General features: G+C 40.4%; 17 protein-coding genes. 6 read left to right on the plus strand and 11 right to left on the minus strand.

What is annotated here, in order from left to right; translation table 11 throughout:
* Positions 1-26 precede the first annotated feature (26 nt).
* Positions 27-668: an orotate phosphoribosyltransferase gene (gene pyrE, locus ACERCG_RS04415; protein ID WP_373610857.1), complete on the minus strand. Its 642-nt coding sequence runs from the start codon at positions 666-668 to the stop codon at positions 27-29.
* A 102-nt stretch (positions 669-770) separates the two neighbouring features.
* On the minus strand, positions 771-1,613 hold the full coding sequence (locus ACERCG_RS04420; RefSeq protein ID WP_373610858.1) for a 23S rRNA (adenine(2030)-N(6))-methyltransferase RlmJ: 843 nt from the start codon (positions 1,611-1,613) through the stop codon (positions 771-773).
* Between the two features lie 64 nt (positions 1,614-1,677).
* Between ACERCG_RS04420 and ampD the strand changes: the two genes are divergently transcribed.
* Positions 1,678-2,229 carry a 1,6-anhydro-N-acetylmuramyl-L-alanine amidase AmpD gene (gene ampD, locus ACERCG_RS04425; RefSeq protein ID WP_373610859.1) on the plus strand — a complete coding sequence of 184 codons (552 nt, stop codon included), beginning with the start codon at positions 1,678-1,680 and terminating at the stop codon, positions 2,227-2,229.
* A gap of 1 nt (position 2,230) precedes the next feature.
* On the opposite strand, the gene rluA is transcribed toward ampD, so the two are convergent.
* The 4 genes from rluA to ACERCG_RS04445 all read right to left on the minus strand — a co-directional run bounded on the left by rluA (position 2,231) and on the right by ACERCG_RS04445 (position 7,776).
* Entirely contained in the window at positions 2,231-2,899 is a 669-nt protein-coding gene (rluA, locus tag ACERCG_RS04430; RefSeq protein WP_373610860.1) for a bifunctional tRNA pseudouridine(32) synthase/23S rRNA pseudouridine(746) synthase RluA, read from the minus strand.
* A gap of 9 nt (positions 2,900-2,908) precedes the next feature.
* Entirely contained in the window at positions 2,909-5,821 is a 2,913-nt protein-coding gene (gene rapA, locus ACERCG_RS04435) for an RNA polymerase-associated protein RapA (RefSeq protein ID WP_373610861.1), read from the minus strand.
* A 156-nt stretch (positions 5,822-5,977) separates the two neighbouring features.
* Positions 5,978-6,343 (minus strand): hypothetical protein, encoded by a 366-nt coding sequence (locus ACERCG_RS04440; protein ID WP_373610862.1) that lies wholly within the window; start codon positions 6,341-6,343, stop codon positions 5,978-5,980.
* A 107-nt stretch (positions 6,344-6,450) separates the two neighbouring features.
* Entirely contained in the window at positions 6,451-7,776 is a 1,326-nt protein-coding gene (locus ACERCG_RS04445) for an anti-phage deoxyguanosine triphosphatase (protein ID WP_373610863.1), read from the minus strand.
* Between the two features lie 83 nt (positions 7,777-7,859).
* On the opposite strand from ACERCG_RS04445, the gene rlmD reads away from it, so the two are divergent.
* Positions 7,860-9,179 carry a 23S rRNA (uracil(1939)-C(5))-methyltransferase RlmD gene (gene rlmD, locus ACERCG_RS04450; protein WP_373610864.1) on the plus strand — a complete coding sequence of 440 codons (1,320 nt, stop codon included), beginning with the start codon at positions 7,860-7,862 and terminating at the stop codon, positions 9,177-9,179.
* 37 nt (positions 9,180-9,216) lie between these two features.
* On the opposite strand, the gene ACERCG_RS04455 is transcribed toward rlmD, so the two are convergent.
* From ACERCG_RS04455 to menC, 3 genes are all read right to left on the minus strand, one after another.
* The gene (locus ACERCG_RS04455; protein ID WP_373610865.1) at positions 9,217-10,401 is read right to left on the minus strand and encodes a Bcr/CflA family multidrug efflux MFS transporter; all 1,185 of its coding nucleotides are present in this window, start codon (positions 10,399-10,401) and stop codon (positions 9,217-9,219) included.
* Positions 10,401-11,093 carry a 16S rRNA pseudouridine(516) synthase RsuA gene (rsuA, locus tag ACERCG_RS04460; RefSeq protein WP_373610866.1) on the minus strand — a complete coding sequence of 231 codons (693 nt, stop codon included), beginning with the start codon at positions 11,091-11,093 and terminating at the stop codon, positions 10,401-10,403. Before rsuA ends, ACERCG_RS04455 begins: the two co-directional genes overlap by 1 nt.
* Positions 11,094-11,194: 101 nt before the next feature.
* Positions 11,195-12,166, minus strand: a complete 972-nt coding sequence (gene menC / locus ACERCG_RS04465) for an o-succinylbenzoate synthase (RefSeq protein ID WP_373610867.1) — start codon at positions 12,164-12,166, stop codon at positions 11,195-11,197.
* A 145-nt stretch (positions 12,167-12,311) separates the two neighbouring features.
* Here menC and metG point away from each other — a divergent pair, with 145 nt between their 5' ends.
* The gene (gene metG, locus ACERCG_RS04470) at positions 12,312-14,378 is read left to right on the plus strand and encodes a methionine--tRNA ligase (RefSeq protein ID WP_373610868.1); all 2,067 of its coding nucleotides are present in this window, start codon (positions 12,312-12,314) and stop codon (positions 14,376-14,378) included.
* Between the two features lie 10 nt (positions 14,379-14,388).
* The gene (gene ndk, locus ACERCG_RS04475; RefSeq protein WP_373610869.1) at positions 14,389-14,805 is read left to right on the plus strand and encodes a nucleoside-diphosphate kinase; all 417 of its coding nucleotides are present in this window, start codon (positions 14,389-14,391) and stop codon (positions 14,803-14,805) included.
* Between the two features lie 58 nt (positions 14,806-14,863).
* Here ndk and greA read toward each other — a convergent pair whose 3' ends face one another.
* Positions 14,864-15,340 (minus strand): transcription elongation factor GreA, encoded by a 477-nt coding sequence (greA, locus tag ACERCG_RS04480; RefSeq protein WP_373610870.1) that lies wholly within the window; start codon positions 15,338-15,340, stop codon positions 14,864-14,866.
* A gap of 96 nt (positions 15,341-15,436) precedes the next feature.
* Between greA and dacB the strand changes: the two genes are divergently transcribed.
* Both dacB and ACERCG_RS04490 read left to right on the plus strand, forming a co-directional pair.
* Complete coding sequence (gene dacB, locus ACERCG_RS04485; protein ID WP_373610871.1) at positions 15,437-16,882, plus strand: serine-type D-Ala-D-Ala carboxypeptidase; 1,446 nt, start codon at positions 15,437-15,439, stop codon at positions 16,880-16,882.
* Between the two features lie 14 nt (positions 16,883-16,896).
* Positions 16,897-17,727, plus strand: a complete 831-nt coding sequence (locus ACERCG_RS04490) for a GIY-YIG nuclease family protein (protein WP_373610872.1) — start codon at positions 16,897-16,899, stop codon at positions 17,725-17,727.
* A gap of 49 nt (positions 17,728-17,776) precedes the next feature.
* On the opposite strand, the gene ACERCG_RS04495 is transcribed toward ACERCG_RS04490, so the two are convergent.
* A complete protein-coding gene (locus ACERCG_RS04495; protein WP_373610873.1) occupies positions 17,777-18,046 on the minus strand; it encodes a GNAT family N-acetyltransferase in 270 nt (89 codons plus the stop codon).
* Positions 18,047-18,213 lie beyond the last annotated feature (167 nt).

Genomic DNA, 18,213 nt, shown 5'->3' on the forward strand with positions numbered 1-18,213 from the left:
AGATAAACTATCTCCCTTATTCAAGGCTATACACCATATTTTTCACGATATTCACGCATCTTCGGTAAATAAGGTGCGTATTGTTCTGATTTTTCAATAAAAGTCACTAAATCATCAAAATCCACAATCGAGAACACTTGGCAGCCGTAATCACGCTCCACTTCCTGAATAGCAGATAGTTCCCCCTTACCTTTCTCTTTACGATTTAAGGCAATCAGCACACCCGCTAATTGGGCATTGTTAGCATTGATAATTTCCATTGACTCACGAATTGCTGTGCCTGCAGTAATAACATCATCAACCAGCAAGATCTTACCTTTTAATGGAGAACCAATTAAATTGCCCCCTTCGCCGTGATCTTTTGCTTCTTTGCGGTTAAAACAACACGGTTTATCCACATCAAATTGGTTAACTAACGCCACCGCAACTGTGGTTGCAATCGGAATACCTTTGTAAGCCGGGCCAAATAACACATCATACTCAATGTTGGAGGCTTGAATGGCTTGTGCGTAATATTCGCCAAGTTTGGCTAAATCACGCCCTGTATTAAATAATCCAGCATTGAAGAAATAAGGGCTAATTCGCCCCGATTTTAGGGTAAATTCGCCAAATTTTAGCACATTGCGGCTAAGGGCAAATTCGATAAAGTCGTGTTTGTATTGTTGCATTTTGTTGTTTTCCTTTATATGTAGGGGCAGGTCCTGTGCCCGCCCGAATGTTAAGGATAAATTTAGGGCAGGCACAGGACCCGCCCCTACAGAACTTAAAATCTACTCTGGTGTAATCCACTCCACCGTCCAAGATCCTGTTCCTTCTGGCACAAGTACTTCCGTTAAATAAGGCAGAATTTTTTTCATCTGAGCTTCTAGCTGCCAAGGTGGGTTGATTACAATCATTCCGCTTGCGGTCATTCCTCGTTGGTCGCTATCTGGGCGAACAGCTAATTCAATTTGTAGAATTTTGCGAATACCTGTTTCCGTTAAACCACGCACAATGCGTTTAGTATGCTGGCGAAGTACCACTGGATACCAAATCGCATAAACACCTGTAGCAAAGCGTTTATAGCCTTCTTCAATCGCTTTTACTACCAGCTCATAATCTTCTTTTAGTTCATAAGGCGGGTCGATCAGCACAAATCCACGACGCTCTTTTGGCGGTAATGCTGATTTTAATTGCTGAAAGCCATTTTCACGCTTGGTTTGTACATTTTTCGCTTTGGCAAATTCTTGGCGTAATAACGGAAAATCATTCGGGTGAAGTTCGGTTAAAATCGCTCTGTCTTGCTCACGCAACTGCTGAACTGCTAAAAGTGGCGAACCTGCGTAGTATTTCAGCTTTCCACCACGGTTAATTTTTTTCAGCTCATCAATGTAAAGAGATACTTCTTCTGGCAAATCATCACGCTCCCATAAACGAGCCACACCTTCTAAATACTCGCCTGTTTTTTCGGATTCAAAACTCAGCAAGCTATAACGCCCAACACCTGAGTGGGTATCAAGATATAAAAAGCCTTTTTCCTTCTCTTTTAAGGAACGTAAAATTAAAAGTTGGACAATATGTTTTAATACATCGGCGTGGTTGCCTGCGTGGAAACTGTGGCGATAACTGAGCATAATTTTCTCTTTTCTTGTAAAATGTCGTTAAACCTAATTTTACCGTATTTACCCTCTTTAAACTATGCAAAAATTAAAAATTGAGAACGGCTGTTTAGTTCATCAAAAACAAGTGCCATCACCCCATTTTAGCCCTAGAGCGAATGAAGATGATATTTCATTGTTGGTTATTCACTATATTAGCCTACCGCCTGAAGAGTTTGGGGGCGATTTTATCGATCTTTTTTTTCAAGGCAAACTAGACCCAAGCCTCCACCCTTATTTTGAAGAGATCAAAGATCTACGAGTTTCCGCCCATTGTTTAATTAATCGTAAAGGGGAAATTACCCAATATGTAAATTTTAATGATATGGCGTGGCACGCAGGTGTGTCTTGCTTTGAGGGGCGGGAAAAATGTAATGAATACTCGATTGGCATTGAGCTTGAAGGGAGCAATAATCAACCCTTTACTAAAGCACAATATCGTGCTTTGGCAAAACTCACACAATCCATTCAGGAAAACTATCCGCAAATTACTGATGAACGAATTACAGGGCATAGCAATATTGCCCCAGAGCGAAAAATCGACCCAGGGCAATATTTTGATTGGGATTATTACAGAAGTTTGTTGAAATAGTTTAAAACGCTGGCTCCGCAGTAAACGTGATTACCTCGTTCGTTATAGGATGAGTGATAGTAAGCGATTCTGCGTGTAAACATAAGCGAGGAGCTAGACTTTTCGCCAACGGATTAGCATAAAATTTATCGCCAAGAATGGGGTGCCCTAACGCCAAACTATGTACTCTTAGCTGGTGCGAACGCCCCGTAATAGGCGTGAGTTTTACCCGAGTAGTATTATTCGGGTAATGTGCCAATACTTCATAATGGGTAATCGCTTTCTTGCCTCGCTCATAACAAATTTTCTGGCGAGGGCGATTTTCCCAATCGCAAATCAGCGGAAAATTCATCTCCCCCGTATCCCCTACTTTATCGCCCAATTTGCCCCAAAGTAAGGCTATATAATATTTTTTCGGTTCACGTTCACGAAATTGTCGTTTTAGCTCTTTTTCCGCTACCTTGCTAAGTGCGAATAAAAGAATACCGCTTGTTGCCATATCAAGGCGATGAGCTGGCTCAGTAAAACCATATTTTTTCTGCACACGGGTCATTGCACTGTCGTAATACTCAGGCTGATTACCCGGCACAGAAAGCAAACCGCTCGGTTTATTGATGACTAAAATGTAATTATCCCGATAGACCTCATCTAAAAAAGGCTCTAACGGTGGGTTGTATTCAATTAATGCCATATATTTAAGCTACTCTTTATTACTCACAATCACACGCAAACAATCCAAACGGTAATTCGCAAGGGCGATTTGTGCTAAGGTTTCATTAAGCAGCTGATCTAACGCCTCCACCTCATCGGTTCGAATATTTTTATTCACCATTTTGAGCGATTCCAAGCGGTGTAATTCTGCTTTTAATTTACTGTTTGCTTCAAATGTGGCAGCTTCAATCACTTGTTGCACTTGAGGTAGCACGGCTTTTTCACTTGCTTTAATCAGCTTCTCAATATCTGCTCGTGCCATTTTCGCAATTTTATTTGCCATCTGTTTATTTACAGGTTTTAACTGGCGTTCAAGCCCTGCAAACGGTACTTGTGGAGCAATATTATTGCCTTTGTTATCCACCAAAATGCGAATTGGCGTTGGTGGCAAGAAACGGGTTAAATTCAAGCCTTTAGGAGCTTGTGTTTCCACAATATAAATTGCTTCAAGTAATAGTGTGCCAGCAGGTAATTTATTATTTACTAGCAATGAAACGGCTGATTTACCAATATCGCCAGAAGTAATTAAATCTATCCCATTACGGATCATCGGGTGATCCCAAGTGAGAAATTCCACGTCTTCACGCATTAAGGCTAATTCACGGTCAAACGTAATGGTTGTGCCATCTTCTGATACCCCCTGGAAATCTGGCACTAGCATATGCCCTGTTGGGCTAATCACAATGCTCTGCTCGCCTAAATCTTCTTGCTCTACTCCAATCACATCAAATAAATTCAAGGCAAAATTCACGAGGTGCGGATTATTATCCTCTTTGGCAATATCCATCGCAAGCTGTTGAGCGATTTCTCCACCATTAGAATTAAGCTCTAATAATCTATCTCGCCCTTTTTCTAATTCTGCTTTTAATTGTTGATGGCGTTTATGGGTTTTCGCTAAAAAGTCGTCAAAGTGTTCCGAAAGTTCAGGATTTTTCAAGAAATCGTGTAATTCTTCATTAAATTCACGGAAAATCGCTGTTCCCATTGGGCAGGTTTCTTCAAACGCATTCAAGCCTTTGTGATACCACTCCGCCAGCATTTGTTGGGCGGAATGGTTAAAGCACGGCACATAAATTTGAATATCATTTTTCTGTCCGATACGGTCTAAACGCCCGATACTTTGTTCCAATAAATCAGCATTATCAGGTAAATTAAACAGCACTAAGTCTTTAGCAAATTGGAAGTTTCGTCCTTCTGATCCAATGCTTGAGCTAATCAGCACTTGTGCTCCATCTTCTTGTTGAGCGAAATAAGCCGCTGCTTTATCCCGTTCCACAATCGACATTTTCTCGTGAAACACTGCCGAGCGAATAGCCTCACGCTCACGCAGCACTTGCTCTAACGCAATGGCTGTCTCTGCTTGTTTGCAGATAACCAGCACTTTTTCATCGCGATGATTTTTCAAAAACGTTATCAGCCATTCAATGCGAGGGTCAAAATCCACCCACTTCGCATTTGGGTTCATTCGCTGGAATAAGTATTCTGGATAAAGCAAGTCTGCTTGACTCACTCTTCCCATCATTCCCATTACTTTTAATGCATTTTGGTATTGTTTCGGCATTTCTAGGCTGATTTGGTGGTATTCACGATGAGGGAAACCTTTCACACCTTGTCGCGTATTTCTAAACAACACTCGGCTTGTGCCGTGCCTATCAATTAATTCACTAATCAGCTCTTGGCGAGCTTGCAAGCGGTCATTTTCGTCCGATTTTTTGCTATTAATAGCTCGGAACATCGGCTCGGTATCTTGCTCACTCAATAAGTCTGCAATGGTATTCTGCTCATCATTGGTAAGTGGTTTATCATTTAATAATGTCGCTACCGCATCAGCAACAGGTTGGTATTGCGTTTGTTCCGTAACAAATTGGTTGTAATCATAGAAACGGTCAGAATCTAACAGAGCAAGGCGAGCAAAATGGCTCTCTTGCCCTAACTGTTCAGGCGTAGCGGTTAAAAGTAACACCGAAGGAATATTTTTCGCTAACTGTTCTACAAACTGATAACCCACAGAAGGCTGTTCTTCCGACCATTCGAGATGATGGGCTTCATCAACAATCAGCAAATCCCACTCGGCATCAAGCACTTGTTTTGCTCGTTGCGGTGCGGTTTCTAGCCAGTTCAGCGAAGTAATCACTAACGATTCGCTCTCAAACGGATTTTCACTTATATTATCGCCATTTTCATCTTCTTTATCGAAATCGCCACAGCGTTCTTCATCAAACAATGAGAATTTCAGATTAAAACGGCGAAGCATTTCCACCAACCATTGATGTTGCAAACTTTCCGGCACAAGCACAAGCACACGCTCGGCTCTGCCGCTGAAAAGCTGTTGCTGTAAAATCATTCCTGCTTCAATGGTTTTACCTAAACCCACTTCATCGGCAAGCAAAACACGAGGCGATAAACGCTGCCCCACTTCTTTGGCAATGTGTAATTGGTGTGGAATGAGGCTCGCTCGAATACCACGCAAGCCTCTTAAAGGTGATTGATATTGAGCTTGCTGATGTTCTAATGCACGAAAACGTAAGGCAAAGCGATCACTACGATCAATCTGTGCCGAGAAAAGTCTATCTTGCGGTTTGCTAAAGCTAATTTTATGATCAAGCTGCATTTCAGGTAAAACAGCTTCTTCTCCGTTATCTACCCTTTTCCCCAAATAAATCGCAACACCTTGATTTTCAACCACATCAGTCACATCAAGTTGCCAGCCTTCGAGGCTACTAATTCTATCGCCTGCTTGAAATTGCACACGGGTTAAAGGAGCAACTGAAATCGCATACACTCGCTCTTCTTCTGCTGCAAGGAAATTGATGGTAACAGTGCGATGATCCACTGCTTTTACAATACCTAAACCTAAATTATTTTCCGATTCACTTAGCCAACGCTGACCAACTAAAAACATTCTTTTCCTCTAAAGTTATTTCATTGTTATTTTTAAGGCTATTTTAGCAAATTCTCCCCGCCACCTGCTTCACTATTTTTACAAAAAAGTATAAGAAAAAGACCGCTTATGCGGTTAAAACACACAAGCGGTCTTTTTTAATTTAGATTTTGCAAATTATTTATTGTCTAAATCTAATTCTGCTTTATATTCAATACGATCGTTGCCTTCTAATTCAATATCAATCTCTAATTCTTGCTTGTTACGCTTAAATTTTAAATCTGCATCTCTATCTTTAATTTCAGATTTAACTAAGTCAAAACCTTTGCTTTTTGCGTGTGCAATTGCTTTTTCAGCTAAACCGCGAACATCAGTTCCTTTAACGTGGTATTCGACCTCAAATTCATTCTTACCTTGAAGCTCTGATTTGATTAACTCACCTTGTGGCTGATAGATTTCATCTGGTACAGCGACTGCTTGAGCAAATGCGGTTGCAGAAGCAAAAGTAGTAAGAATTAATAATGCTTTATTTAACTTTTTCATAAGAATCTCCCATTCTTTTATTGTTGTGTTAATAGTTGATTAAATCAATCAACTTGCTATTTAGGACCGAATCAATTGCAATTAGTTCACTTAATTTTAATAATTTGTTAAAAATTTTTAAAAAGCTTAAACGCTTGCCCGTCAGACATACTCGCAAGATAATCACAGATCACCCTTGCTCGTTTAGTTTCTTCCGAGTTTTGCCAACGTTCACGCACGTTATTAGGTAATAATCGCATTGGGTCGCTGCTTAAAATATCAAATAGCTCCATCAAAATACGCTGCCCTTTTCGTTCCACTCGCTGAGTTTTGGCATCACAAATCACATATTGGTACACAAAATCTTTTAGAATTTTCAGCACACAATAGACATTTTGAGGCAAATAGGCATTATAACGGAGCAGCGGTTCATTAAATTCAGGTAGTTCTTTCCAAAGTACATTGGTAATAAAGTGATTCACTAACGCCCCGATCACATCTTTGCGTTCATAACGGTGTTGAGAAAACAATTTGTTACTCATTTCAGGCAAACGCTCTTTGATCCACTCTGAACCGCATCCTTTCAGTAACTTTTCTGCATTTTGCCAAGATTGTGGCGTTACCATTCCGCCAACAATCGCATCTTCTAAATCGTGAACGCCGTAGGCAATGTCGTCCGCCAGCTCCATAATGCTACAATCAAGGGATTTATAGCGAGTTTTATTTGGCTGTTTCGGATCTTTATTTGGCTCAACCGAGCAGAATTGTTGCTTATCTTTTTCACTTAACGGAGCTAACACCCAATCGAAAAAGTGCTTGTCGTCATCAAAAATCCCTTTGCTTTGCGGAAAATGGTGTAGGTTGATATGACGAGCCTCTTCCACTACCGCAGGAAAAGCGGGAGAACTGGCAGACAACAATGATGGATATTTCATCACTCCAAGCAGTGTACGGCGGGTTAAATTCATACCAGCCTTTTCGGTGTAAGGCTCAAGCTGAGTCATAATGCGGAAAGATTGAGCATTGCCCTCAAAGCCACCAAATTCGTGCATTTTATAATTTAAAGCCATCTCGCCACCGTGTCCGAAAGGGGGATGTCCGAGATCGTGAGCAAAACAGAGCGATTCAATCAAGCTACGGGAAGGCAATAAAGCGGTCAGATTTTCTTCGTTTTTTGCAAAATTTGGATCAGAGCAGACCGCTTGAAAGCCAGCTTTGTCTTCTAATAATTTTTCACGCAAACTACTGCCAATTTGTGCAACCTCAAGGGAATGGGTTAAACGAGTGCGATAAAAATCGTCCTCCCCCACGGCGTGAATTTGCGTTTTCGCCTGTAAGCAACGAAACGCTTCCGAATGCAATAACCTTGCTCTATCTCGCTGGAACGGCGAGCGATGATCCTGCTCTCGTTTTTTATCTGCCAAATAACGTTCCGTCCACACTGCTGAAATCATATTGCCTCCGTTTTCCACCAAATGCTTTTCTTATATAATAAGGTTAATTTTTACTTTATATCACAACAATTTACACTAAAACAATGGCTATTTTTTATTCCGAAAAATCTGCAAAAAAATCACAAAAATCGACCGCTTGCCAAACCGCACAAATTCAATCGTTAGACTATCAAGGATTAGGTATTGCCAAAATTAACGGCAAAACGTGGTTTATTGAAAATGCGTTGCCAAGCGAACAAGTTGAATTCAAGGTGTTGGAAGAAAAACGCCAATACGGACGTGGGCAAGCGGTTAAAATTCTCCAAAAATCTGCAAATCGAAGAACGCCAAGCTGTGAGCTTTATGACAAGTGCGGCGGCTGCCAAATGCAGCATATTTCGTTGGAATTACAACGTGAAGCGAAACAACACGCTTTATTTCATCGTTTACAAAAACTACAAGTTGAAGAAATTCATTTTCAGCCGATGATTGCCGGGAAAGATAAAAGCTATCGCCGCCGAGCAAAACTCAGCATTGCTATTCAAAACGGTAAATTGGCAATGGGCTTTCGTTTGCAAAATTCTAACCAAATCATACCGCTTGCAAATTGCGAAGTGTTAGTCGAACCACTTTCTCAACTCTTGCCTAAATTGCAAACACTGATCTCAAATTGGCAAACTAAGAAAAAATTAGGGCATATTGAATTAGTTCAAGCTGATAATACTATTACGCTATTTTTACGTCATTTAGGGGCATTATCGGCTCAAGATAGCAATAATTTACGGCAATTTGCTAAACAAGAAAATTTATCGCTTTTTGTGATGAGTGAAGAACATCAGATCGAACATCTTTATGGCGAATTGCCTTATTATGAAATTCAAAGCTTAAAACTGCATTTTTCGGTGCGGGATTTTATTCAAGTGAATGCGGAACTCAATCACAAAATGGTGGAAAAAGCCCTTGAATGGCTTGAGCTTTCAAATGATGATCGGGTGTTAGATCTGTTCTGTGGAATGGGAAATTTCACATTGCCTATCGCTCAACTAGCCAAATCCGTTGTGGGAGTAGAAGGCGTTGAACCTATGGTGGAGCAAGCTCGTCAAAATACTATTACAAGCGGTCTAAAAAATGTGGAATTTTACCAAACCAATTTAGATGAGCCTTTTGCCGATAAAGCGTGGGCGAAAGAGCCATTTAACAAAGTGCTGCTCGATCCTGCCCGCAATGGGGCATTGTTCTGTTTAGATCATTTGGCATCACTTAACCCCGAGCGAATTGTTTATGTTTCGTGCAACCCTGCTACTCTGGTGCGAGATGCAGAAAAACTGCTGCAATTAGGCTACCGTTTAGAAAAAGTGGCGATGATTGATATGTTCCCGTATACGGGGCATTTGGAGTCGATTTCTCTCTTTTTAAAATCTTAGTAGGCTGGGTTTTCGCAAGCTCAACCCAACCTACATATTATTTGCGTTGATAACAAAGAAAATAATAAACTACGCCAGCTAAAATGGTGCAGAATGCCATTGCATATAACATTGGAGCTGCACTGGTAATTGCAATGTGTGAAAGCCCTGCCCCCACTAATGAGGCAATGCCAAATCGAGCCGTGCCGGCAACACCATTTGCAGTACCTGCCATTTCGGGGAATTGCTCTAAAATTGCCGCATTCGCATTACCATTAATGGTAGAAAGCATTCCAATATAAAGCGGCACACCGATTGCCATCGCCCAAAAGCCTAAATCAAACATCGCCACCATTGCCAGCCAAATCCCAAATGCAATTTGAAGCCCAAGTGCAATGCGTAACATATTTTCTGAGCCAACTTTAAGTACAATTTTGCCATTAATGGCGGTCATTGTTACCATCACAACCATATTTAAGCCAAAGAAATAACCGAAGTTTTCTTGCGATACCCCATATAACCCGATATAAACAATAGAGCCTGAAGTGAGAAAACAAAAGATACCGGCAAAGGTTAAACCGCCAATTAAGACATAGCCAAGTGTGGGTTTATGGCTAAGCACACCGGCAAAATTTTTCAATGCTTTGCCAAAACTTAACGGCAAACGTTTTTCAGGCACCAGTGTTTCGGGGATTTTCCAGCTAATAAGAATGGCAGATAACCCCCCCATTGCCACCATTACATAAAATACAGAATGCCAGTGGAAATATTTCGCAATATAGCCGCCAATAATAGGGGCAAGCAGTGGGGCTAGCATAGAAATAATCATAATGATCGACATTAAGCGAGAAAATAAATTGCGATCAAACAGATCTCGCACTAATGCCCCAAGCACAACGGCAGGTGCAGCAGAACATAGCCCTTGAGCTAAACGTAGCAGATAAAAGGTCTCTATTGTTTCTACTTGAGTGAGGAAATAAGCGGCGATTGCCGAGCCTATCAATCCGATTAAAATAATGACTTTCCGCCCGAAACTGTCTGCCATTGGTCCCCAGAAAAGTTGCCCACCACCAAAACCGAGTGCATATATTGCTAAGGTGGTTTGCACTTTTTCTTGGGAAACGGCGAGATCTCGAGCAATGTCTAAAAATGAAGGCAAATACATATCAATCGCCAGCGGCGGAAGCATTGCCATCATTCCTAAAATGATGAAAAAACTTAAGCTTGGTTTTCTAGTTTCCATTAAAATTGCTCTATCTCCTCTTTTGTGAGTGGACGAAATTCACCTTCTGCCAAATCATCATCTAGCACGATGTTACCAATTCGCCAACGGTGTAACGCTTCTACTTTATTACCCAATGCCGCGAACATACGTTTTACTTGATGATAACGCCCTTCGCTAATGGTTAAATTCACGTTGTAGTCGTCTAAAATTTCAAGCTGGGCAGGCAAAGTCGGCTCTTTCTCGCCCCTTAATAAAATGCCTTCTGCCAATCTTTCCGCATAAAAATCTTCCACAGGATCAGCCAGCGTTACCAAATAGGTTTTCTCGCAGTGGTGCTTTGGCGAAGTAATGCGGTGCGACCATTTACCATCATCGGTTAATAGCACCAAACCAGTGGTATCCACATCAAGCCTGCCTGCGGTATGGAGTTTTGTCATCAGCGGATAATCAAAGAATTGGAAAACTGTTGGGTATTCGCCATCATCGTGCGAGCAAATGTAGCCTTGTGGTTTATAGAGCATAAAATATTGCCCCTCTTCCATCCACTCTAATTTCTGATCTTCGTAATAAATTTCATCTTCTTGACTAATTTTTGCCGAACCACTTTTTTCAATTTTGCCATTTACCGTAACCACGCCACTTTTAAGGGCTTTTGTGGCCTGTGAACGGGTTAAACCTGTATTTTCTGCTATAAATTTATCTAAGCGCATAGTTTCCTGATGTAAAAAGAAAGGTAGGGGCGAAATATTTTTCGCCCACATCGTAATTTGGGCAGCTAGGGCGAAAATTTTTTCGCCCCTACATTTGTTTATTATACCACAACCTCAGTCACAAATTCGCTCTCTATCCCCACCAACGGCAATGCCGAACCTTCCCACGCTCGCAATAATTGATGTTGCATTAAATTCAAGGTATCTAAACCTGGCACGCTGTCTGGCGTGTATTGCTGAGCAATGCGAGCAAGTTGTGTTAGCCCTAAACTGCTTTCAAGGCTTGAGCTGATTACTGCCATTAAATCTTGCGAATGAGCTTGTTGGATCAAATCCACACATTTTTCAAGCGAGCCGACCAGCGTGGGTTTAATGATGATAGCGGTCAGATTTTGCTCTTTTTTTACAACAAAATGAGGTTCTCGGACGGTTTCGTCCCACGCAATCGCAATGTTAGTTTGTTCTGCAAATTGGCGAGAAAGTTCGGGCGTTTGGCAAGGCTCTTCAATAAATTGAATGCGTGGCTTATGTTCATTTGAAATTTTTTCGGCAAATTTGACCGCTTGTTCCAAGCTCCATTGACGGTTTGCGTCTAATCTGAGCTGTAAATTTGGGAAATGAGAAAGCAATAAATTCGCTTGTTCGCCCTCTTTTTCGCTATCTACGCCTACTTTTAGCTTTCCAACCCGCTTTTCATTTTGGCTGAATGCTTTCTGCATTTTTGCTATATCACCATAACATAACACTGCAGATTGATAATTCCCCTGCTTGCCTAGCATATTATGAAGCTCAGCTAAGGCACAACTTAGCCCAAAAGCAACGGAAGGGAAAAGATTGACAAGCGAGCATTTTTTCCCGCTTCGCCAACCTTTTAGCCAGTTTTTTGCTTGATTTGCCGCTTGCTCTAAGGTTTCTTCACTGAAGGTGGGCAATGGTGCAATTTCACCCCAGGCGATTTCGCCATTTTCTTCAAGGCAGATCAATAAACCTTCTCGTTCGGTTAAGTTTTTTTTGCGTAACACTACGCCTGTTTGAATGGGGAATTGGTAACGGTATAACTTTACTTTTCGCATAAGCTATCCTTAAATTTGCAAAATTTTGCGATTATTTTATCGCTTATTGCCGCAAAGCCCTAATAAATTCACGCTAACTAGAAAAATCCTCTCTTTTCCGCTAAAATGATTCACAATTTTTACCCTTATTTTAATGAGAAACAGAATGTCTAACCAAAAACGAAAAATGCTTGTTACTTGTGCCTTGCCTTATGCTAACGGTGCAATTCATTTAGGTCATATGCTTGAACATATTCAAGCGGATATTTGGGTGCGTTTTCAACGTATGCGTGGCAATGAAGTCCACTTTGTGTGTGCAGACGATGCCCACGGCACACCAATTATGCTTAATGCAGATAAATTAGGCATTACGCCCGAGCAGTTAATTGAAAAAGCGAAAGCCGACCACGAAGCAGATTTTGCAGGTTTTAATATTAGCTTTGATAACTATCACTCTACCCACAGCGAAGAAAACCGACAAATCACAACTGAAATCTATAACACATTAAAAGTGAATGGTTTTATTAAGAGCAAAGTGATTTCTCAGCTTTTCGACCCTGAAAAGAATATGTTCTTGCCAGATCGTTTCGTGAAAGGCACTTGCCCGAAATGTAAAGCGGAAGATCAATATGGCGATAACTGCGAGGTGTGTGCTTCAACTTATAGTCCGATGGATTTAATTAATCCACGCTCGGCAGTTTCTGGCGCAACCCCTGTAGTCAAAGAATCTGAACATTTCTTCTTTGACCTACCAAGTTTTGAAGGAATGTTGAAAGAGTGGACACGTTCTGGCTCGCTTCAACCTGAAATTGCTAACAAAATGCAAGAGTGGTTTGAAAGTGGCTTGCAACAATGGGATATCAGCCGTGATGCTCCTTACTTCGGTTTTGAAATTCCAGATGCAGAGAATAAATTCTTCTATGTTTGGTTAGATGCCCCTATCGGTTATATGGCATCATTCAAAAACCTGTGTGACCGCAAAGGCATTGATTTTGATGAATTCTGGAAGAAAGATTCTACCGCAGAGCTTTATCACTTTATCGGCAAAGACATTGTTTATTTCCACAGCCTATTCTGGCCAGCGATGTTGGAAGGCAGCGGTTATCGCAAGCCGACCAATGTGTTTGCTCACGGGTATGTAACCGTTGATGGGGCGAAAATGTCTAAGTCGCGAGGCACATTTATTCAAGCGAATACCTATTTGAAACATATCGACCCTGAATGTTTACGCTATTACTATGCAGCAAAATTAAACGATCGCATTGAAGATTTAGACTTCAGCCTCGATGATTTCGTGCAACGTGTAAATAGCGACATCGTGAATAAATTAGTGAACCTTGCCTCTCGTAACGCTGGCTTTATCGCTAAACGTTTTGATGGCAAATTAGCCTCAAAATTAGATGATGAAGAGTTATTCAATGAATTTATCTCTCAAGCAGAAACCATTGCGAATTTCTATGAAAACCGTGAATTTAATAAAGCAATTCGCACTATTATGGAATTAACTGATAAAGCGAACAAATACATTGATGATAAAGCCCCTTGGGTGATTGCCAAAGAAGAGGGCAAAGAGGCTGAATTACAAGCGGTTTGTTCAATGGGCATTGAGTTATTCCGTGTGTTAATGAGCTACTTAAAACCAGTATTACCAAAATTGGCTGAACGTGCAGAAGCCTTCTTACAAGCGGAATTGCGTTGGGATAATATCGCAACGCCATTATTAGATCATACCGTTGCACCATTTAAGTCTCTGTTCTCTCGCCTTGAGAAAAAACAGATTGATGCGGTAATTGACGAAACAAAAGCATTATTTGCTGATGCCCAAAAAGAAATAAAAAAAGAAGATAAGAAAGGAACACAAGCGGTGGAAAATACAGAAAATTCTGCAATCGAACCGATTGCCCCAGAAATTACCATTGATGATTTTGCAAAACTAGACCTGCGTGCAGCGAAAGTATTACATTGCGAAGCAGTTCCAAAATCAGACAAAATGCTCCGTTTTGAATTAGACTTAGGCGACCACAAACGCCAAGTGTTCTCTGGCATTAAAGCGGCTTATCCAAACCCTGAAGAATTAATCGGTCGATTCGTGGTTGTCATTGCTAACCTTGCGCCACGCAAAATGTCATTTGGGTTATCTGAAGGTATGATTTTATCTGCAGGAACTGGCGGTGCGAACTTATTCTTATTAGATGCAGACAGCGGTGTACAACCAGGTATGCAAGTAAAATAGGAGAATTGTGATGATTCAACAGACACTTTCTATTATTAAACCTGATGCGACACGCCGTAATTTAATCGGTAAAATTCTTTCGCATTTGGAAGAGAATGGGCTTGTGGTAAAAGCCCTGAAACGCTTGCATTTAACTCGTGAACAAGCAGAGGGATTTTATGCAGAACACAAAGGCAAAGAGTTCTTTGAACCTTTAGTAGAATTTATGACTTCTGCTCCTATTGTTGTTGCTGTATTAGAGGGCGAAAATGCGATTAGCCATTACCGCTCTTTAATGGGAGCAACAAACCCAGATAATCGTGAAAAAGGCACAATCCGTGATCTGTATGCGTTAAGTATGCGTGAAAACTCGGTACACGGCTCAGATTCTGAAGACTCAGCAAAACGTGAAATTGCTTATTTCTTCGTGCCGAGTGAGATTGTTTAATTAAGTGGATAAAAATAGGGGCAAATAATTATTTGCCCCTACACCTAACAATAAATAACTAAATATATTCTACACCGACAATATCAAATTCGACTTGTCCACCCGGTGTCGTAATACTTACGCTGTCGTCCACTTCTTTCCCAATTAAACCACGAGCGATTGGCGAATTTACAGAAATTAAGCCCTCTTTAATATTCGCTTCATCATCGCCCACAATGCGGTAAGTGACTTCTTCGTCCGTTTCTGCATTCACTAATTGAACGGTTGCCCCGAAAATCACTTTGCCGTTGTTGGTCATTTTGGTGACATCAATAATTTGAGCATTACCTAATTTGCCCTCAATTTCTTGAATACGACCTTCACAGAAACCTTGTTGCTCACGGGCTGCGTGATATTCAGCATTCTCTTTTAAATCGCCGTGTTCACGAGCTTCCGCAATCGCATCAATAATTTGCGGACGGCGTACGTTTTTTAAAAAATCCAATTCTTCACGCAGTTGCTCTGCACCACGCACAGTCATAGGAATTTGTTTCATTAAATCTGTTTCCTTACTAAAAATTATCGGTTTACGAATGAAATTGAAAGGGCTATTATTCAATTTCTAACTAAAAATTTCAACTCCCCTTTTATTATGATTTTTAAAAACGCCACTCGCTCTTTTTTTCAGAAATTTATCTTATCTACGCTCCTTATCCCAACCATTACACAAGCAGAAATTAATGTTAAAGAACTTATTCAAACCTTGCCAGCAGGCACTTCAGCCAGTTTTATTGCTAAGAATTTAGACACTAACCAGATTATCACACAACATCAAAGTGATGTTTTTATGCTACCGGCAAGCACTCAGAAAGTGTTTACAGCATTAGCCGCAAAATTAACCTTAAGTGATGATTTCCGCTTTCAAACCGCCCTTTTAACCAATGGCAATGTAGAAAATGGTGTACTAAAAGGCAACTTAATAGCTCGTTTTACCGGTGATCCGGAGCTTACAAGCGGTCAAATTTATCAATTAATTAGCAAATTAAAGCAACAAGGTATCAACAAAATTGAAGGGGGTTTAATTTTAGATACGTCCGTTTTTGCCAGCCACGACAAAGCTTCCGGCTGGATTTGGAATGATTTAACAATGTGCTTTAACGCCCCACCGGCGGCGATTAATATTGATAGAAACTGCTTTTATGTTACGCTAAATGCCGATCAATCAATAGGCGAATTTGCCAAAGTGGATGTGCCTTCTGCCTATCCTGTACAGGTATTTAGTGCTGCTTATGTTGTAGATAGCAAAGAAGCCCCTTTTTGCCAACTTGATGTGGTGGTTCACGATAACAATCGCTATCAAATCAAAGGTTGTATGGCTCGCCAATCAAAACCTTTTGGGCTAAGTTTTTCGGTGCAAGATCCGACCAATTACGGAGCGAATATCATCAACAAGCATTTAAAAAGTCTAGGTATTGAGTTTAACGGTCAGCTAAAAGAGCCTTTAACGCCACAAGTAGGCACAGTATTGGCTGAACACTACTCAGAGCCATTACCAGTCTTGCTGAAAAAAATGATGAAAAAATCGGACAATCAAATTGCCGATGCATTGTTTAGAACCGTTGCCAACAAACAACACAACCGCCCGGCATCATTCCAGTTAGGCAGTTATGTAATTCGACAACTTCTGAAATCAAAAGCGAATATTGATTTTAAAAACAGTGTAGTGGCTGATGGCTCAGGGCTTTCCCGCCATAATCAAATCAGTGCCAATACAATGCTAGACACCCTTGAATATATTGCACAAAATGAAGAAACATTACGCTTATTTGAAACCTTCCCGATTGCAGGCGTAGACGGCACAATTTCAGGCAAAGGCTCTATTTCCACAGAGCCATTGGCAAAAAATCTCATCGCCAAAACAGGAGCATTAAAAGGGGTTTATAACCTTGCAGGCTTTATGAAAAATGCCCGTGGCGAACGCATCGCTTTTGTGCAATTTATTAGTGGCTACTCCACAGGCGAGCTGGAAAGTAAAACGAAACGGGCTCCACTGAACACTTTTGAAAATCGGTTCTATATGGCGTTGTTTAATGAATAAGGAAGAAGATATTTATGGTTACTCATACTGTTATTGTTACCGATAGAGGACGAGATAATATTACGGTTTATACGAAAGACCCCGCTTTCTTTGTAATTGCTGATCGTACAGATTTCAATGCTCTCAAAAATTTAGAAGAGGCGAATAAAGCAGGTATTTATATCTTATTGGGCGAAAACAGACGATATATTGGGCAGGCTTCAGGTAAGATTTATGATCGTATTGCAAAGCATATCAAAGACGAAACCAAAATTTGGTGGAATAAGATTATTTTCTTTGGTCGAGAAGATGGGCATTTAGATAAATCACAAACTGATTATCTTGAAAAAATGCTGATTAATGAATTTAAAAATACCGATTTAATTCTTGAAAATGGAACAATTGGCAACACGTCTTATATTGATAAAACCAGCAAAATCAAAGCCAAAAATGTATTTGATATTGTGCAAGAAATTATGGAAGAAGTGGCTCATATCAATATTTTTGAAAGTGAATTGAATGATGAGGAACAATTATCTGAAGAAGCACCATATTGTTGGATTGAACTTGCTGATGGCACTAAAATTTCAGGAAGAAATTTTAGAGATAATCAAAAAAACTTCTTCAAGCATTTATTAAATTCTCATTATCGAGAGCTAGTCGAAAACTACATCAGAAACGGAAAACCAACCTTAACACATTGTGTTGGCTCAGAGCCTTGTTACCGCCCAAATGGTATGGCATACACTACTAAACTTGAAGACGGTATTTATCTCTACACACATTCATCAACAGCTCAACGCCGTAAATCGATTCAATCTTTTGCGGATAATGTAGGACTAAATATAACTTTCTATTGGGAGTAAAACACAAGCGGTCGTAAATTTCTCACTTTTTACGACCGCTTGTTCTTAGTTAGGCAATTAAATCTCGGTGGCTTCGTTGCATTTTTACATCAATATAGCTACAACTTGGCTTGATTTTTAATCCTTTTTCTTGGGCAAAGGCAATCAGAGCATTATATAACTCCACTGCTATTCCCTTGCCTTGAAAGGCTTCATCAACTCTCGTGGTGTACGCATCAATGACATTATCTTTAATGTAGCGATAACGCAGTATCCCAGCTTTTACGTTATTTTCCGTAAAATAAGCAAATTCAAAATTTTCTAGATTGTGTTTAATCATAAATCCTCCGTTTTTTCGCTATTCTACGCACTTTGAGAAGTTCTGCAAATAACGAATTTGCAAAGTTTACTAAAAATCTGACCGCTTGCAGATGAAAAAAACAAACGTTTGCGTTATAATAATACACGTTTTATTTCAACTCTTAACTTCATTTTAAGGAACCTAAA

The organism is Mannheimia sp. E30BD (assembly GCF_041807785.1).
Classification (GTDB): Bacteria; Pseudomonadota; Gammaproteobacteria; order Enterobacterales; family Pasteurellaceae; genus Mannheimia.

What these genes read in the sequence shown, in the direction of transcription:
- metG (WP_373610868.1), top strand. Translation starts at nt 12,312, where the DNA reads ATGTCTAACCAAAAACGAAAAATGCTTGTTACTTGTGCCTTGCCTTAT.
- ACERCG_RS04440 (WP_373610862.1), bottom strand. Translation starts at nt 6,343, where the DNA reads ATGAAAAAGTTAAATAAAGCATTATTAATTCTTACTACTTTTGCTTCT.
- ACERCG_RS04420 (WP_373610858.1), bottom strand. Translation starts at nt 1,613, where the DNA reads ATGCTCAGTTATCGCCACAGTTTCCACGCAGGCAACCACGCCGATGTA.
- pyrE (WP_373610857.1), bottom strand. Translation starts at nt 668, where the DNA reads ATGCAACAATACAAACACGACTTTATCGAATTTGCCCTTAGCCGCAAT.
- ACERCG_RS04455 (WP_373610865.1), bottom strand. Translation starts at nt 10,401, where the DNA reads ATGGAAACTAGAAAACCAAGCTTAAGTTTTTTCATCATTTTAGGAATG.
- ampD (WP_373610859.1), top strand. Translation starts at nt 1,678, where the DNA reads ATGCAAAAATTAAAAATTGAGAACGGCTGTTTAGTTCATCAAAAACAA.
- ACERCG_RS04495 (WP_373610873.1), bottom strand. Translation starts at nt 18,046, where the DNA reads ATGATTAAACACAATCTAGAAAATTTTGAATTTGCTTATTTTACGGAA.
- ACERCG_RS04490 (WP_373610872.1), top strand. Translation starts at nt 16,897, where the DNA reads ATGGTTACTCATACTGTTATTGTTACCGATAGAGGACGAGATAATATT.
- rluA (WP_373610860.1), bottom strand. Translation starts at nt 2,899, where the DNA reads ATGGCATTAATTGAATACAACCCACCGTTAGAGCCTTTTTTAGATGAG.
- rlmD (WP_373610864.1), top strand. Translation starts at nt 7,860, where the DNA reads ATGGCTATTTTTTATTCCGAAAAATCTGCAAAAAAATCACAAAAATCG.
- rapA (WP_373610861.1), bottom strand. Translation starts at nt 5,821, where the DNA reads ATGTTTTTAGTTGGTCAGCGTTGGCTAAGTGAATCGGAAAATAATTTA.
- dacB (WP_373610871.1), top strand. Translation starts at nt 15,437, where the DNA reads ATGATTTTTAAAAACGCCACTCGCTCTTTTTTTCAGAAATTTATCTTA.
- greA (WP_373610870.1), bottom strand. Translation starts at nt 15,340, where the DNA reads ATGAAACAAATTCCTATGACTGTGCGTGGTGCAGAGCAACTGCGTGAA.
- ndk (WP_373610869.1), top strand. Translation starts at nt 14,389, where the DNA reads ATGATTCAACAGACACTTTCTATTATTAAACCTGATGCGACACGCCGT.
- menC (WP_373610867.1), bottom strand. Translation starts at nt 12,166, where the DNA reads ATGCGAAAAGTAAAGTTATACCGTTACCAATTCCCCATTCAAACAGGC.
- rsuA (WP_373610866.1), bottom strand. Translation starts at nt 11,093, where the DNA reads ATGCGCTTAGATAAATTTATAGCAGAAAATACAGGTTTAACCCGTTCA.
- ACERCG_RS04445 (WP_373610863.1), bottom strand. Translation starts at nt 7,776, where the DNA reads ATGATTTCAGCAGTGTGGACGGAACGTTATTTGGCAGATAAAAAACGA.